12 protein-coding genes are annotated in these 15,806 nt (G+C 60.8%); 3 read left to right on the forward strand and 9 right to left on the reverse strand.

Features of this window, described 5'->3' with window-relative positions:
- Window positions 1–62: 62 nt before the first annotated feature.
- From HUW52_RS27225 to ptsP, 3 genes are read right to left on the reverse strand one after another with little or no spacing between them, the layout of a single operon-like run.
- Window positions 63–1,796: a PTS fructose-like transporter subunit IIB gene (locus HUW52_RS27225; RefSeq protein ID WP_175555353.1), complete on the reverse strand. Its 1,734-nt coding sequence runs from the start codon at window positions 1,794–1,796 to the stop codon at window positions 63–65.
- Between the two features lie 11 nt (window positions 1,797–1,807).
- Entirely contained in the window at window positions 1,808–2,749 is a 942-nt protein-coding gene (gene pfkB, locus HUW52_RS27230) for a 1-phosphofructokinase (protein ID WP_175555354.1), read from the reverse strand.
- On the reverse strand, window positions 2,749–5,610 hold the full coding sequence (ptsP, locus tag HUW52_RS27235) for a phosphoenolpyruvate--protein phosphotransferase (protein ID WP_175555355.1): 2,862 nt from the start codon (window positions 5,608–5,610) through the stop codon (window positions 2,749–2,751). The genes pfkB and ptsP overlap by 1 nt, the downstream gene beginning before the upstream one ends.
- Before the next feature lie 308 nt (window positions 5,611–5,918).
- Between ptsP and cra the strand changes: the two genes are divergently transcribed.
- Both cra and HUW52_RS27245 read left to right on the forward strand, forming a co-directional pair.
- Window positions 5,919–6,914 (forward strand): catabolite repressor/activator, encoded by a 996-nt coding sequence (cra, locus tag HUW52_RS27240; RefSeq protein ID WP_175555356.1) that lies wholly within the window; start codon window positions 5,919–5,921, stop codon window positions 6,912–6,914.
- A gap of 3 nt (window positions 6,915–6,917) precedes the next feature.
- The gene (locus HUW52_RS27245) at window positions 6,918–7,694 is read left to right on the forward strand and encodes a TatD family hydrolase (RefSeq protein WP_175555357.1); all 777 of its coding nucleotides are present in this window, start codon (window positions 6,918–6,920) and stop codon (window positions 7,692–7,694) included.
- Here HUW52_RS27245 and HUW52_RS27250 read toward each other — a convergent pair whose 3' ends face one another.
- From HUW52_RS27250 to HUW52_RS27270, 5 genes are all read right to left on the reverse strand, one after another.
- The gene (locus HUW52_RS27250; RefSeq protein ID WP_175555358.1) at window positions 7,695–8,084 is read right to left on the reverse strand and encodes a hypothetical protein; all 390 of its coding nucleotides are present in this window, start codon (window positions 8,082–8,084) and stop codon (window positions 7,695–7,697) included.
- Window positions 8,085–8,324: 240 nt separating this feature from the next.
- Window positions 8,325–10,355: a methyl-accepting chemotaxis protein gene (locus HUW52_RS27255; RefSeq protein WP_175555359.1), complete on the reverse strand. Its 2,031-nt coding sequence runs from the start codon at window positions 10,353–10,355 to the stop codon at window positions 8,325–8,327.
- Window positions 10,356–10,552: 197 nt separating this feature from the next.
- Window positions 10,553–11,392 (reverse strand): regulatory signaling modulator protein AmpE, encoded by an 840-nt coding sequence (ampE, locus tag HUW52_RS27260; protein ID WP_016986489.1) that lies wholly within the window; start codon window positions 11,390–11,392, stop codon window positions 10,553–10,555.
- Window positions 11,389–11,949, reverse strand: coding sequence for a 1,6-anhydro-N-acetylmuramyl-L-alanine amidase AmpD (gene ampD / locus HUW52_RS27265; protein ID WP_007915273.1), 561 nt, complete (start codon window positions 11,947–11,949; stop codon window positions 11,389–11,391). The genes ampE and ampD overlap by 4 nt, the downstream gene beginning before the upstream one ends.
- Window positions 11,950–12,013: 64 nt before the next feature.
- Window positions 12,014–14,194 carry a DUF1631 domain-containing protein gene (locus HUW52_RS27270; RefSeq protein ID WP_175555360.1) on the reverse strand — a complete coding sequence of 727 codons (2,181 nt, stop codon included), beginning with the start codon at window positions 14,192–14,194 and terminating at the stop codon, window positions 12,014–12,016.
- A 389-nt stretch (window positions 14,195–14,583) separates the two neighbouring features.
- Between HUW52_RS27270 and nadC the strand changes: the two genes are divergently transcribed.
- The gene (gene nadC / locus HUW52_RS27275; RefSeq protein WP_016986492.1) at window positions 14,584–15,432 is read left to right on the forward strand and encodes a carboxylating nicotinate-nucleotide diphosphorylase; all 849 of its coding nucleotides are present in this window, start codon (window positions 14,584–14,586) and stop codon (window positions 15,430–15,432) included.
- 51 nt (window positions 15,433–15,483) lie between these two features.
- Here nadC and HUW52_RS27280 read toward each other — a convergent pair whose 3' ends face one another.
- The gene (locus HUW52_RS27280) at window positions 15,484–15,783 is read right to left on the reverse strand and encodes a DUF6388 family protein (protein ID WP_016986493.1); all 300 of its coding nucleotides are present in this window, start codon (window positions 15,781–15,783) and stop codon (window positions 15,484–15,486) included.
- Window positions 15,784–15,806 lie beyond the last annotated feature (23 nt).

Below are 15,806 nucleotides of genomic sequence, written 5' to 3' on the forward strand. Positions count from 1 at the left end.
TTATTCGCTGACACACCGCTTTCGCGAGCAAGCTCGCTCCCACAGGGGCTTTGTGGAGGCAGTTAAGCCTTCGCCGGTTCCAGCGCCAGCTCTGCGGCTTCCGGGCGTTTGACCGTTGCGTACACAATCGCGGTCAACAAACTCCCGGCAACAATCGCCAGCAAATACAACAACGCATGATTGATCGCATTCGGAATCGCCAACACAAACAAGCCACCGTGCGGCGCCATCAGTTTGCAGCCGAAATACATCGACAAAGCGCCAGTCAACGCACCACCGGCAATGCTCGCCGGAATCACCCGCAACGGGTCCTTCGCGGCAAACGGAATCGCCCCTTCGGAGATAAAGCACAGCCCCAGCACGAAGGCAGCCTTGCCGGCCTCGCGTTCAGTTTGAGCAAACTTGCGCCGCGCAATAAACGTGGCGATGCCCAAGCCAATCGGCGGCACCATGCCCGCCGCCATGGTCGCGGCCATCGGCGCATAACTCTGCGATGCCAGCAGCCCCACCGAGAACGCATACGCGGCTTTGTTGATCGGCCCGCCGAGGTCGACGCACATCATGCCGCCCAGCAGCACACCGAGCAGAATCGCGTTGGTGGTGCCCATGCTGTCGAGGAAATGCGTGAGCGCCCCGAGCATGCCGGCAACCGGTTTGCCGACCACGTAAATCATCACCAGACCGGTAAACAGGCTGGCGAACAACGGGATGATCAAAATCGGTTTCAGCGCCTCAAGACTTTGCGGCAAGGCGACATATCGACTGATCGCTTTCGCCGCGTAGCCGGCAATAAACCCTGCGATGATGCCGCCGATAAACCCCGCGCCCAACGTACTCGCGAGCAAGCCACCAATCATCCCCGGCGCCAGGCCCGGACGGTCAGCGATCGAATAAGCGATGTAACCGGCCAGCAACGGCACCATCAACTTGAACGCAGTTTCGCCGCCGATCTGCATCAGCGCAGCGGCCAGCGTGCCTTCTTCCTTGAACGCGGTGATACCGAACACGAACGACAGCGCGATCATCAAACCGCCGGCCACGACCATCGGCAGCATGAACGACACGCCGGTCAGCAGGTGTTTATAGACGCCGGTCTTCTCTTGCTTGGCCGGTGCCTTGCCGTCACTTGAAGCGCTTTCCACTGCACCTTCGGCCAAGGCTTTTTTCAACGTGGCTTCGGACTGTTTCAAGGCAATTCCGGTGCCGCAACGATAGATTTTCTTGCCGGCGAAACGCTCGGTGGCGACTTCGATATCCGCCGCCAGCAATACCACGTCTGCCTCGGCAATCGCCGCTGCGCTCAACGGGGTTTTCGCGCCCACCGAGCCCTGGGTTTCGACCTGCAGTTCATAGCCCAAACGCTTGGCGGTTTGCTGCAAGGCTTCGGCGGCCATGAAGGTGTGGGCGACACCGGTCGGGCACGCGGTAATCGCGACGATGCGTGGCGCACGCGGCGCATCAGCGACCGGTTCAGCCGCGCTGGCGACGTAAACTTCAGCCTCTTCAGCACCACGACGCAGCACCGCTTCAACATCCTGCAGCGCCTGCGCCGGGGCAATCTGGAAAAGCCGTTTACCGACAAAACGCGTCATGTCGACCGCGCCGGTGGCGACGAGCAAAACCCACTCGGCCGCGGCAATGGTCGCCGCCGACAACTCGCGTTCCGGGTGCGCCGCATCGACCACTTCAACGCTGGTGCTCCAGCCCTGACGCTGCGCCGCCGCATCAAGCAAACGCGCGCACAGCACACTGGTGACCATGCCGTTCGGGCAAGCCGTAACAATGGCTAATTTCATGACAAACCCTCTTATTGTTCTGTCAGGGGACGCACGCGCACGCCCTGTTCGAGCTGCGCCAGTTGCGCGGCATCGTTGATGCCAAAACCGATTTGGGTCACCGCCATCGCCGCAATCGCGGTGGCCGTGCGCAGGGTTTGTTCAGGCGTGTCGGCGCTGAGCAGACCGTGGAGCATGCCGGCCAGCAACGAGTCGCCGGCACCAACCGTGCTGGCGACGCTGACCTTCGGTGGCGTGGCGTGCAGTGCCGAACCGACGCTGAACCAGTTCACACCATCAGCACCGTGAGAAATCACCACGTGCTCGATGCCTTGGGCATGCAAACGCGCCGCTGCCTGAGCTTCCGCCGCGTGAGAAACCACGTCGCAACCGAGTGCATCGGCGAGTTCTTCAGTGTTTGGTTTGATCAGCCACGGACTGGCCTGCAACGCCGCACGCAACGCTTCGCCGCTGGAGTCGAGAGCGACTTTCAGGCCGAGCTGATTGAGCCGTTCGATCAGCTCACGCAACCATTGCGCTGTGACCCCACGCGGCAAACTGCCAGCTACCACCACCGCATCGTGACCGGGTGCAATCTGCACCAGACGCTCCAGCAACGCTTGCTGCGCGGCCGCATCGACCACCGGCCCCGGGCCGTTGATGTCGGTGATGCGACCGTCCTGTTCGGCGACCTTGATATTGCTGCGCGTCTCGCCCGGCACACGGATAAACGCGTCGACAAAACCGCGCTTGGCGAACAGGGTTTCGAATGCTTGCAGATTGTCCTCGCCGAGAAACCCGCTGACCGTCAGTTGATGGCCGAGGTCGGCCAACACCTGGGCGACGTTCACGCCTTTGCCGGCCGCATGGGTGTGCATCTCGTCGCTGCGATTGACCTGACCGGCCTCCAGGCGTGGCAGTTCGACGGTGAGGTCGAGCGCCGGGTTGAGGGTCAGGGTAAGAATCTTGGCCATTACAGGGCCTCCACTAATGCGCGCACTTCGTTGGCGCTGCCCACGGCCAGGGCCTGTTGAGCAAGGGTTTGCGCCTGAGTCAGGCTGAGTTCGCGGATGCGCGCCTTGACTTCGGCAATGCTGCGCCCGGACACGCTGAGTTCATCGACGCCGAGGCCAACCAACACCGGCACGGCCAGCGGGTCCGCTGCCAGCTCGCCGCAGACACCGACCCATTTGCCGTGGGCATGGGCCGCGCGCACGGTGATGTCGATCAGTTGCAGCACCGCCGGGTGCAAACCGTCAGCCTGCGCCGACAGCGTCGGGTGACCACGGTCGATGGCCAGAGTGTATTGCGTGAGGTCGTTGGTGCCGACGCTGAAGAAGTCGACTTCCTTGGCCAATACCGGTGCGAGCAAAGCAGCGGACGGCACTTCGATCATGATCCCCAGTTGCAGATCAGCAACCGGGATTTCCAGGCGCAGACGTTCGGTCATGTCGCGGGCCTGACGCCACTCTTCAACGCTGCCGACCATCGGGAACATGATTCGCAACGGACGGTTATCCGCCGAACGCAGCAGGGCGCGCAATTGCGCTTCCATGATCTGCGGTCGCTGCAAGGTCAGGCGAATGCCGCGCACGCCGAGGAACGGATTTTCTTCTTTGGCGATCGGCCAATACGGCAGCGGTTTGTCGCCGCCGACGTCCAGCGTGCGCACCACCAACGGGCGACCGGCGAGACCGTCGAGCACACGACGATATTCAGTTTCTTGCGTCGCCTCGTCCGGCGCTTGCGGATGGGCCATGAAAATCAGTTCGGTACGCAGCAGACCGATGCCTTCGGCGCCCTGCTCCACCGCACTGATCACGCCAGCGCTTTCGCCGATGTTGGCGAACACTTCAACGGCGTGACCGTCAGTGGTGTGTGCCGGTTGATGGCGTTGTTCGGCGGCAATCTTCAGGCGTTGTTCGCGGGTGTCGCGCTCTTCGGCGGCGCGTTGCAGGGTCGCCGCATCAGCGTCGACATGCAGACGACCGCGTTGACCGTCGAGCAGCAACGGCGTGCCCGGCGCCAGCAGCAACACCGCCGCGCCAGCGCCGACCAGCGCTGGAATCCCGAGAGCACGAGCGACGATGGCGCTGTGCGCCGTGGCGCCGCCGCGTGCGGTGAGAATCCCCGCCACACGCGCCGGGTCCAGCCGTGCGACATCGGACGGGCCGACCTCGTCCATCACCAGAATATACGGTTGCTCAGGCTCGCTCGCAGTCTGCACGCCACACAGTTGCGCCAGCACGCGGCGACCGACGTCACGCAAGTCCGCCGCGCGCTCTGCGAGCAACGCGTCTTGCAGCGATTCCTGTTGTTTGGCAGCCGCCTCGATCACCGCCATCCACGCCGCTTCGGCGCTTTCGCCCTGCTTGAGGCGGGTGTCGACTTCGTCGGTGAGTTCCGGGTCGTCGAGCATTTCCTGATGGGTGATGAAAATCTCGCGGATGGCTTTGGCTTTGCTGCGTTCGATCAGGCCCTGAATGTCGCTGCGCACATCGCTGAGCGCTTGCTTGAGACGTTCGCGCTCGACGGCGGCGGACTCGCCGCGCAAGGGGTAATCGATGGTTTGCTGAACTTGAATATGCGCAGGCCCGATGGCGATGCCGGGGGCTGCCGGGATCGCCTGCAACTGAGCGCCGGATGCCGGAGCGATCAGTACTTCGGCGATGTCGGCGATCACTTCGCGCTGCTGACTCACCGCTGGCAGCGGTTCGACTTCTTCACCAAGGCCTTCTTCGATCGCGGCAAGCAACGCCGGTAAAGCGTCGGCAGCGATGCTCGGCTCGGCAATCAGCTCCAGCACCTGACCGCGACGGGCGCCGAGGCTGAGCAGTTTGCTCAAACTCTTCACCGACACAGCACTGTCCTGACCGTCGACGATGCGCACGCGTATTTCGCCATCAAAACTCTTCGCCAGTTGCGCGAGGATCTTCGCCGGACGCGCGTGCAAGCCGTGGGCGTTGGCCAGGGCAATGCGCGCACTCGGCCAATCGGCGGGCAATTCACCACCGAGCACTTCGAGAACTTTGCGACTGCTGGTGGCGCGGCCCAATTCATGGCCGCGACCTTCGATCAGCAACGCACACAAACGTTCGAGCAGCGCTTGGTGCGCTTCGCCAAGGCTGGCCAGACAGAACAGACCGCTGAGCGGCTGGCCGAGGTAGCGCATCGGTTTGTCCGGCGTCACGAACGCCAGCCCCGGACGCTTCACGGTCTGCTCGCTGTGCAACCACCACAACCCGTCGCCCAACGGCAGCGCTTCGACCTGTTGCAGCACCGCCGAGAAACCGTTGCTCACACAATCGGCCTGACGCAGCAGGCGCGCGCCACGCCAGACCAGCTCTTCGAAATCGTCGGCCGAGACGCCGAGGCCGATCATCTGTGCGTCCAGCGCCAGTTCCTGCGGCGCGCCTTGCAGCAGTTTCAGCAGCGCTTCGGGTGAGCTGGCGCGACGCAGGGCCTGGCCCAGATCGGTCTCGCCGAGGGCGCGGGTCAGCAGTTGCAGCAGACGCAGGTGTTCGTCGGATTTGGCGGCGATACCAATCGCCAGATAAACGATCTGGCCATCACCCCAATCCACGCCCTCGGGAAACTGCATCAGGCGCACGCCAGTGGCGAATACCTGATCGCGGGTTTCCGGCGTTCCGTGGGGAATGGCAATACCTTGACCGAGAAAGGTCGAGCCCTGGGCTTCCCGTGCCTGCAATCCAGCGAGGTAACCGTCGGCAACCAGACCATCGGCCACCAAGTGATTGGCGAGCAGTTGCAGCGCAGCGGGTTTATCCACGGCCGATTGGCCCATGGATATCTGCTCTATAGTGAGCTCGAGCATGCGATCTCCTTTTTGGCGCTTTATGAGTGCCAGGTATTGTTTTGAATGGTTTGCAGCTTAGGCGCTTTACCGCTTTGCTTTTTGGCGGCAGTTTTGGCGGTTTCACGGCAGAACCGGCCAAAGACGTCTAAAACGTAGAAAATACGCTTGCTGAAACGTTTAATCTAGATTGATCGGCACGTTACTCGATAATGTCCCATCCTTGAAGTCCAACTTGTCGGATGCGCTGCGACAATGGTCGCCTGCCCTAATCGGGTAGGATTGGCGAAAATGTCGCGGCAAGCTCGAAAAAACAAGGAAATCCCGGGTTGAAACTCAGTGATATCGCGCGGTTGGCCGGAGTGTCCGTGACCACCGCCAGCTACGTCATCAACGGCAAGGCCGAACAGCAACGCATCAGCAACGCCACTGTCGAGCGGGTGCGGGCGGTGGTCGATCTGCACGGCTTCACGCCAAACCCTCAAGCGGCCGGTCTGCGCAGTCGGCACACGCGCACGCTGGGCTTTATTCTGCCGGATCTGGAAAACCCCAGTTACGCGCGGATCGCCAAACTGCTCGAGCAAGGTGCGCGCGCGCGCGGCTATCAGTTGCTGATCGCCAGCTCCGATGATGCGCCTGAAAGCGAGCGCCAGTTGCTGCAACTGTTCCGCGCGCGCCGTTGCGATGCGCTGATCGTTGCCAGTTGCCTGCCGGCCGGTGATGACAGTTATCGTCAGTTGCAGGCCAAAGGCACGCCGATCATCGCCATCGACCGGGTCATGGAACCCGAGCATTTCTGCTCGGTGATCAGTGACGACCGCGAAGCCAGTCAGCACCTGACCCAGAGCTTGCTTGACCCGCAACCGAAGCAGATCGTACTGCTCGGTGCGCGTCCGGAACTAAGCATCAGCCAGGAGCGGGCTGCCGGGTTCAAACAAGCGCTGGTCGATTTCAAAGGCGAAGTGCTGGTCGAACACGCCGAGTCTTTCAGTCGTGAATGCGGCAAGCAGTTGATGGAAGAACTCCTGCAACGTCTGGGGCATTTGCCCGACGCACTGGTGACAACTTCCTACGTGCTGTTGCAGGGCGTGTTCGATGCGCTGCATGACTTCCCGCTGAAATCGCGGCCACTGCGCCTCGGCACTTTCGGCGATACGCAGTTGCTGGATTTCCTGCCGCTGCCGGTCAACGCCATGGCTCAACAACACCAATTGATCGCCGACAAGGCGCTGGAACTGGCGCTGGCTGCGGTCGAGCAGTCGGAGTACAAGCCCGGCGTGCAGGCCATTGCGCGGACCTTCAAGCAGCGTATTTACCAGGACTGAGCCGTGGAGCTGATCGACAGCCACACCCACCTCGACTTCCCCGACTTCGACGCTGATCGCCCGGCGTTGCTCGCCGAAAGCCGCGCCCTCGGGGTGCGGCGGATGGTGGTGTTGGGGGTTTATGAGGGTAACTGGCAACGGGTGTGGGATCTGGTGCAGAGCGATGCGGATTTGTACGCGGCGTTTGGTCTGCACCCGGTGTATCTCGATCAGCATCGTCCCGAAGATTTGTCGGCGCTTGGTGATTGGCTGACTCGATTACGCGGTCATCGGCAGTTGTGTGCGGTGGGCGAGATCGGTCTGGATTACTTTATCGAAACCCTCGACCGCGAGCGGCAACAGGCGCTGTTCGAGGCGCAGCTGCAATTGACGGCGGACTTTGAATTGCCAGCGCTGATCCATGTGCGGCGCAGTCATGCTGCGGTGATCTCGACGCTTAAACGCTTCAAGCTCAAACGCGCAGGGATCATCCACGCGTTCGCCGGCAGCCGCGAAGAAGCGCGTGAATACATCAAACTCGGTTTCAAACTGGGGCTTGGCGGGGCACCGACCTGGCCGCAGGCGTTGCGCATGCATCGGGTGCTGGCGGAACTGCCGCTGGAGTCGATCGTGCTGGAAACCGATTCACCGGACATGCCGCCTGCGATGTTTCCCGGCCTGCGCAACAGCCCTGCGCACTTGCCGGCCATTTGCGCGGCGCTGGCCGAACTGATGAAGATCAGCCCGCAACAATTGGCCGCCGCCAGCACCGCCAACAGCTGCGAAGTGTTTGGCTGGTAATCAGTCGGCGTGCGCCTTGGCGGCCTCCAGAAGCAGCGTCAGATGCTGACGCTGGCGCGCATAACGCACGACCAGAAAGTACACAAAAATCGTGATCAACGACGCGTTCAATTGTTCGGTAACACTGAGCAGCCCCACCCACTCCATCACTAACGCCACAAACAGCGCGGTACACACCGTCACCGAAGCGCTGAAGCGCAGTAACGCCAGCGAATCGAGGGACTTGAAGCGCTTGATCTGTTTTGGGCAACGCAGCTCGAGGGTTTTCTGGCAATGCTCGCAGGTGAACGGTTCGTTGATCGAGATGGCATTGAGCTGCCAGGGTTTGAGCGCCAGCGTAGTCTGACAATGAGCACAACGGCCCTGGACTCCCAGGGTTGCGACGGACATGAGCGGACTCCTCTTCGCGATCAGATGAGCATGGATACTGGCCTAATGATGGGGAAACGCCAGAGCCCGGAGGAAAACAGGATCGGGCTTACGACGTGAAGTGAAAAAGTACTACAAAAAGTTCTGAAAAATGCGGCCCCTGTGGGAGCGAGCCTGCTCGCGAAAGCGCTGTGTCAGGTGACAGCGATGACACTGACAGACTGCATTCGCGAGCAGGCTCGCTCCCACAGGGGGGTTGGCTCAGACGCGGAAGGCGCTGATCAGTTGTTTAAGCTCGACAACTTGGGCTGATAGCGCCCGGCTGGCATCTTCGGTCTGGTGCGCACCTTGCGCGGTGCGCTCGCCGGCGCGGTTGATCTCGACGATGTTCTGGTCGATGTCATGGGCCACCGCCGTTTGCTGTTCAACCGCGGCGGCAATCTGCTGGTTCTGATCGACGATCATGCCCACAGCCCCGAGGATGTTTTCCAGCGCCTGCTGGACTTTTTCCGACTGCCCCACCGTGCCGTTGGCCATCTGATGGCTGACGCCCATGGCCTTCACCGCCGCGCCGACGCCGCCGTGCAGCTTGGCGATCATCTGTTCGATTTCTTCGGTCGATTGCTGGGTGCGTTTGGCCAAGGTGCGCACTTCGTCGGCGACCACGGCAAAACCACGTCCTTGCTCGCCAGCGCGCGCCGCTTCGATCGCGGCGTTGAGCGCCAGCAAGTTGGTTTGTTCGGCGATGCTTTTGATCACTTCCAGTACGCGACTGATCGCCTGGCTGTCGCTGGCCAACTGGTTGATCACCAGCACCGACTGATCGATTTCGCTGGCCAGTGCAGCAATGCTGCCCTGTTGCGATTCGACCAGGCCGCGACCGCTGATGGTCTCGTCATTCACGCTGTGGGCACTGCTTACCGCTGCGGCGGCACTGCGCGCCACCTCCAGTGAGGTCGCCGACATCTGGTTCATCGCCGTCGCCACTTGTTCGATCTGCGTACGTTGCCCTGCGACCGCCTGATTGCTCTGCGCCGAAACATTTTCAACCTGCCCGGCCTGACGCTCGACCTCACCGACGGTCTGCCCCACCCGCTCGATCAAGTCGTGAATCTTCTTCACCGTGCCGTTGAACACTTCGCCCAACTCACCTAACTCATCACGACTGTTGGCCTTGAAGTTGACCGTCATGTCGCCGGCCGCGACCTTGTCCATCATCGCCCCAAGGCGTTTAAGCGTGGTGCGGGTCGAGGCGTAGAAACCGCCGTAGAGGTAGAAAATCAATACGAACACCACCGACAGGGCCACAGCCTGCAAAAGCATGTGTGTGCGGTTCTGCGCCAAACGCTGCTGCAATTGAGTGTCGAGGAATTTCAGCGTGGCGTCGTTGAGCTCATAGGTCTTGCCGATCAGCCCAGTGACCTGATCGTAAAAAGCCTGCCACGGCGCATCGAGGGTGTCGGCCATGACGACCTGCTCTTCGAACAGTTCGCTGGCCTGTTTCAACGAGGCCTTGCTGCTGTCAGCCGCAGCACTGAGGTGTTCGCGCGCAGCTTTGCTCGAGCCGAGCGCATCCTGCAGTTTCAGAGCGTACTCGGCCTGGAGTTTCTCGATCTGCACCAACAACTCATCGAAACGAGTGCTTGAAGAGCTGTTGAGAAAACCCTGGCCCAGCGAATACGAGCCCATGGCCCGGCCTTCGCCAAGGGTTTGCGTGACCGTCGGGGTGATCAGGGTGACCAGTTCGCTGAGCTGACGGATGTCGCTCTGGTTGTCGCGGCTCAGGCCGGCCTGACTGGTGATGATCTGACTGAATATCTGCGCACTGGCCAGCAGTTTGCCGATCAACGCGCTTTTGCTTTGCAGCGAGTTTTCCGTTTGCTGCGCCTTGAATGCGGCGATCATTTCGTCGCGTTTGCCGTCGAACACCTTGATCTGCTCGGGATCATCGGTCATCGCCGTCAGCCTTTGCAGATGCGCCAGTACCGCTTGTTCGAGGCTGGTGATCTGCGCTTCGACATTCCCGGCTTTGCCAGACTGACCGAGGGTGACGTTGATCTGCACCAGATTGTTGAGCGTTTCCAGGTCCCGGCGCAGGGCCACGCTGCTGCCCAGCAGATCAAGGCTTTGCAGCTCGACGCGGGTGCCTTGGAATTCGCGATAGGAATCGCGCACCAGATAGAAATTGGTCACCAGCATCGGCACCAGGAACAGCACGCTGATCAGGCTGAACTTCATGCCGAAGCTCAGACGGTTCATCAGCGAGACAGCGGGATAGAGCAAGCTCTTCACTGGAAGTCTCCCTTGGTTTTTCTTGTTTTTATTGGCAGGCGCGGGGCGAAAGCAGATAGCCACTATCGAGCGCCATCTCTGTATAGCTCAAATCGGAGGGAGGTTTTGTAACTTAAGGTTAACGACATCGCAGCCCGCGAAACACACATCTCCTGCAGGAGCTGTCGCAGGCTGCGATATTTTGTTCTTTCTGGAAATCAGTGGATCAGAACTGTCCACAAGGCAAATCCGGCATACCACAGCACCGCCGCACGCAGCAGCAGCTCCCACAGGCAATCGAGGGTGTTGATGCCTTCCGGCCCGACCACGGGAGGTGGAATTTCACCCGCCGCCAAACCGACCCGATTGATCAGTTGCGCAGCGCTGATGTTCCAGTTGAGCAGTTCATGCAGCATCACCCGGCTGACCGCGACAAAATTGCCGACCAGCGCCAGACTCGCCGCCAGCAAGCGTACCGGCAGCCAGTCGAAGGCATGCCGCAGATGCGCGGCGCGCTCGACCAGCGCCGGGTTCTGCCCGTGTTCTTGCGCCAGCGCCAACAGGCGATACGCCAATGCCGCCACCGGGCCGAGCACGAAATACCAGAAGATCACCGCAAAAAAGCTCTGGTAGGCCTGCCACAACAGATGCCCTTGCACACGCTCAAGCAGTTGCTCGCCGCTGTCGGCGCAGATGTCCAGATCGCGCTTGGCCACATGCGCCGCCGCTTGCAGATCCTCACGGCGCCAGGCATCACGGAACGGCCCGAGGCCGCCGAGCAAGTCGCCACGCCCCAGACTGTAAATCACCACCAGCAAATGCACCGGCAAGGCCAGCAAGCCGTAGGCCACAGGCTCCAGTACCAATAGCAACAACGCCAGCAGCGCCACCGGAAACAGCACCAGAATCGTCAGCACCAGCCAGGGCTGCTTCGCCAGCCGCTCGCTGCTTTCGAGCTTGTTCAGTTCGCGGATCCATCCGCCATCGCGTTGAACCCGATGACGCAGGGCCGAAAACTTCTCGATCCACAACGCCAGCAGTAACACCAGAAAACTCATTGTCCTTCCTCTTGTGCCAGGGCTGCGCGGTAACGCGCCCAGTCGAATGCCGGGCCAGGATCGGTCTTACGCCCGGGTGCTATGTCGCTGTGCCCACAAATGCGGGCGCCGGTGATGGCCGGAAATGCGCTTTGCAACTGGCGGGTCAACGCCGTCAACGCCTGATACTGCGCGTCGGTGAACGGTAGATCATCGGTGCCTTCGAGCTCGATGCCCACGGAAAAATCGTTACAGGTTTCGCGCCCTTCGAACACCGATACACCCGCATGCCACGCCCGCTCAAGACAGGAGACAAACTGCGTGACCTTGCCGTCACGCTCAATCAGAAAATGCGCCGAGACGCGCAAGTCGGCGATCCCTGCAAAGTAGGGATGTTCAGTGACATCCAGACGATTCTGGAAAAATTCCTGCACCTTGCCCGTGGCGAACTGCGCCGGCGGCAGGCTGATGTTGTGGATGACCAACAGGGAAATTTCGCCCGCAGGACGTTCATTGAAGTTGGGCGATGGGCAGACCTGCACCCCGTGACACCACCCGCTAGCGGGATCCAACTGCATACCGATTCCTTCAACGCCGACTGTGTTGGCACCCAGTATGCCGTGATCGGCCCCCGGCGCGCGATCACTTGCCGCGATTGAGTCGCCGCAGATTACCCAGCACCGACTCCAGCGCCCGATCGAACAGCAAGGTGTCATCCAGTGCACGCACCGCACCGCGCTGGAATTCTTCGGCCAGCGCAAGGCGACTGCGTTCCAGCACCTTCATGCCGGTGCGATCGACAAACACATATTTACCGGTGGCTTCGATGATCGCCGCGAGTTTGCAACGCAGACTGTGTTCATCGTCCTCCTGAAACGCCACCCAACTGCCCAGACGCAGTTGCTCGACCTGGCGCAGACCCGCAGCGTCGTGGGGCAAGCGTACCGACGTCAGCGCCACGCCGCCCTCGTCGGCGGTTTGCAGCACGATCTGCTGCGACACCTCGATCATCGGCGCGGCCGGATCCGCCTCGACAGGACGCTCCAGCACCCGCACATGCAAGGCTTCCAGCTCACTGAAAAACTCGCTGGTGGCGAACGGATCAAACGCAGAACTGGTCAGGCCATCCCGCAGCGACTTAAGCAAACCCGGCACCAGCGCCAGCAAACGCAGACTGGATTCAGTGTCTACATGACGCTGCACACTCCAGATCAATTGCTCCATGGTTTGCACATCGGCCTGCCATTCAGCTGACTGATCGCCATGCTTGAGGCAAGTCAGCAGCAGAACCTTGCTCCAGGCGTCCCGGACGAAGGTAACCACGGTCGGCGGCAGTGTTTTACCCAGCAGCGCTTGATTCAACGCCCGTTCGACCCGACGCCGGGCCAGTTCGGTTTTCGCACGCCCCTCTTCGGCGTCACGCAGTCGCTGCTCAAGCAGCTCGCTGCGGCGGCGCTGATCGCTGGTGAACGCGAGAAAATCAGCCAGCAACTCGGAGAAAATCGCCGGATCATCGACAAAGTCAGTCAGCAGGCGCTGCACCACTTGTTCGATGCGCAGGTACAAACTGTCGCGCGCCTCACCGTCGCAATCGCCCCAGCCCATGGCCGCCTCAGCGATTTCGTTGAGCAGGCGCCGCGCCGGATGCGTGCTGCGGCTGAAGAAACTCTTGTCGAGCACCGCGACCTTGAGCATCGGGATCTGCAACCGCGCGATCAGAGCCTTGAGCGAATCCGGCACATTGCGGTCTTCAAGAATGCAGTCGAAGACCATGGCGATCAGGTTGATCACGTCTTCGTCCGCATCGCCGACGATCCGCGATTTGCCACTTCTGACGCTGACCCGGGTCAGCAACTGTTCGAGCTGATTGCGCAGATCGAAGTCGTCCTGCGCCGCCAGTGCCGGCACGTATTGTTGCAAGTGCGAGAGCAGACGTAAAAGGTCGCGAGTGGAGATGGGTTGCGCCGCAATGCTGGACTCCAGCGTCGGTGCGACACTGCCGCGTACGTGCGTTAGCAATTGCTGCAACGCGGCGAAAACTTCCTGCACGCTTTCGTCGACTGGCGGCGTGTCGTCGCTCTCCTCACTGTTCACGTTGGCGATCGCACGATCAATCGCCCGGCGGGCCGGGGCTGGTTTCAACTCCGGCAGCACACCGGTGGCGAGCAGCAGTTGATTGGCTTCAGCGTAAAGTTGTTCGGTGTCGGCCAATACATAGCGCTCGAACAGTTTGAGCAGGATCAGCTTGACCTTGATTTCCACACCCAGGTTACGGCCGGCCTGCAGGAAAAACTCACAGAGCATGGCCGGCCCGAGCGGGTTGTGCTGATCGTCGAGCGGGTTGCTGAGCAGCGCATTAAGCCGCGCGGTCAGTTGATCCAGGGCGAAGCCGTCACGCTTGAGTACGCGACCGACCATGGTCTCGACCGCCACACTGCGTTCCATGTCGTCGCTACGCGGAGCGAACTCGTCGTACTTGAGGGCGTGCGGCAGTGCGTTGTGCGTGGGATCGTACTGAGTCAGACCGACGAAGGCTTCGAAGAATTGCTCGAGAAAACCGCGCTCGATGTTTTTGCGCTTCAGACGCAGGTCGCGCATGGCCTCGAAAAAGATGTTCTGCTCGACATCGTTGCGCGCCCGATCAGCCATTTCAAACAGCGTGTCGTCGGCGTTATCGAACAGTTCCTGCAGACCGTGACGCAGTTGCTGGGCAGCCTTGTCGCGAACCTGAAGCAGAATCACAGGCAGGCGGGCGAGCGGCGAGTGATTCGCCTGATCGGTAGCAGCCTTGTACAAAGGAACTACTTTCCCGTCGTTGTGCATCCAAGCCTCCTGAAACGGTGATTCGTTCGGTCACTTTCAACACAAGCCTCCTGTGGGAGCGGGCTTGCTCGCGCAGGCGATCTGTCAGTGACATGGTTGGTGACTGACACTGCGCTTTCGCGAGCAAGCTCGCTCCCACAGGTCTCAACAACTTTGGCCGCACCGCACGTCAAAGCTATGACGTCAAATGCAAGGCGAATTATCTTTCATAACTTGCACCCGGCGCCATAGCCGTCAGGGTTTCCCCTATACCGCCCCTTTCAGTGACCACGTCTGGCCGGGTTTGCTCAAAGAAAATCGACCGGATGCAGGCAAGCACGCAAGTTCTCGCCTTGGGTTGGCTCGCGCCATGCCCCTATAATCGAACCACTTTGTTTGTGGAGCCCGTTATGCCGAATCTACGTCTCGCCGATTTGACCGCCGAAATCGAAGCCAACGTGCGCCGTGCGTTGCTCGAAGACATCGGCAGCGGCGACATTACCGCGCAACTGATCCCGGCCGAACGACTGGCCAAAGCCACCATCATCACTCGCGACGCGGCTGTCATCTGCGGCACCGCGTGGGTCGATGCCGTGTTCCGTCAGCTCGATCCGCGGGTCGCGGTGCATTGGCAAGTGGTCGATGGCGAACGAGTGAAGCCCAATCAACCGCTGTTTCATCTGGAAGGCCCCGCCCGTTCGCTGTTGACCGGTGAACGCAGTGCGCTGAACTTCCTGCAGTTGCTTTCCGGTGTTGCCACCCGCGCGCAGTACCTGGCCGATTTCGTGGGCACCACTCAGGTCAAACTGCTCGACACCCGCAAAACCCTGCCGGGCCTGCGTCTGGCGCAGAAATACGCGGTGACCTGCGGTGGCTGCCACAACCATCGCATCGGTCTGTACGATGCATTCCTGATCAAGGAAAACCACATCGCCGCCAGCGGTGGCATTCCACAAGCCATTGCCGCCGCGCACAAGATTGCGCCGGGCAAACCGGTGGAAGTCGAAGTGGAAAGTCTGGATGAATTGAAGGAAGCACTGGCCGCCGGCGCCGACATCATCATGCTCGACGAATTGAGCCTGGACGACATGCGCGAAGCCGTGCGCCTGAACGGCGGCAAGGCGAAACTGGAAGCCAGCGGCGGCATCAATGAAAGCACGCTGCTGCCGATCGCCGAAACCGGGGTGGATTACATCTCGATTGGTGCGATGACCAAGGATGTGAAAGCGGTGGATCTGTCGATGCGCCTCAGCCTCTGAAGACTTCGCGCAATAAAAAACGCCAGCCCGGTTGAGGCTGGCGTTTTTGTTTCAGACCACCAGATTATTCATCTCGCAGTACTCTTCCCAATCGACACCCAGCACTTCGGCCGCCTCTTTGTGCAGCACAAGGCGCTGCGCCTCGAACTCCTCCGGCGTGCTCGTGTACTTGAGCGTCAGTTCCCACGGCTGCAGGCCCTGGGCTTCAGCCTCGTCTTCGAAGGCCCACTGAATCTGATCTTTCTGATCATCGGGACTGAGATCCTTGATCTCTTCCAACAGCTGCGGGGCGTCGAGTTTGTACTTTTCCAGCGCCTGTACGTGACGTTGCTCTTGAGTTAATTCGGTCATGGCGTTCTCGCTGATCGTAAGAA

This window comes from Pseudomonas sp. 43A, from assembly GCF_013363935.1.
Classification (GTDB): Bacteria; Pseudomonadota; Gammaproteobacteria; order Pseudomonadales; family Pseudomonadaceae; genus Aquipseudomonas; species Aquipseudomonas crudilactis.

Coding starts and splice junctions, on each gene's coding strand:
- ptsP (WP_175555355.1), bottom strand. CDS start 5,610: ATGCTCGAGCTCACTATAGAGCAGATATCCATGGGCCAATCGGCCGTG.
- ampD (WP_007915273.1), bottom strand. CDS start 11,949: ATGCAGTTGGATCCCGCTAGCGGGTGGTGTCACGGGGTGCAGGTCTGC.
- HUW52_RS27280 (WP_016986493.1), bottom strand. CDS start 15,783: ATGACCGAATTAACTCAAGAGCAACGTCACGTACAGGCGCTGGAAAAG.
- nadC (WP_016986492.1), top strand. CDS start 14,584: ATGCCGAATCTACGTCTCGCCGATTTGACCGCCGAAATCGAAGCCAAC.
- HUW52_RS27225 (WP_175555353.1), bottom strand. CDS start 1,796: ATGAAATTAGCCATTGTTACGGCTTGCCCGAACGGCATGGTCACCAGT.
- pfkB (WP_175555354.1), bottom strand. CDS start 2,749: ATGGCCAAGATTCTTACCCTGACCCTCAACCCGGCGCTCGACCTCACC.
- HUW52_RS27250 (WP_175555358.1), bottom strand. CDS start 8,084: ATGTCCGTCGCAACCCTGGGAGTCCAGGGCCGTTGTGCTCATTGTCAG.
- ampE (WP_016986489.1), bottom strand. CDS start 11,392: ATGAGTTTTCTGGTGTTACTGCTGGCGTTGTGGATCGAGAAGTTTTCG.
- HUW52_RS27270 (WP_175555360.1), bottom strand. CDS start 14,194: ATGCACAACGACGGGAAAGTAGTTCCTTTGTACAAGGCTGCTACCGAT.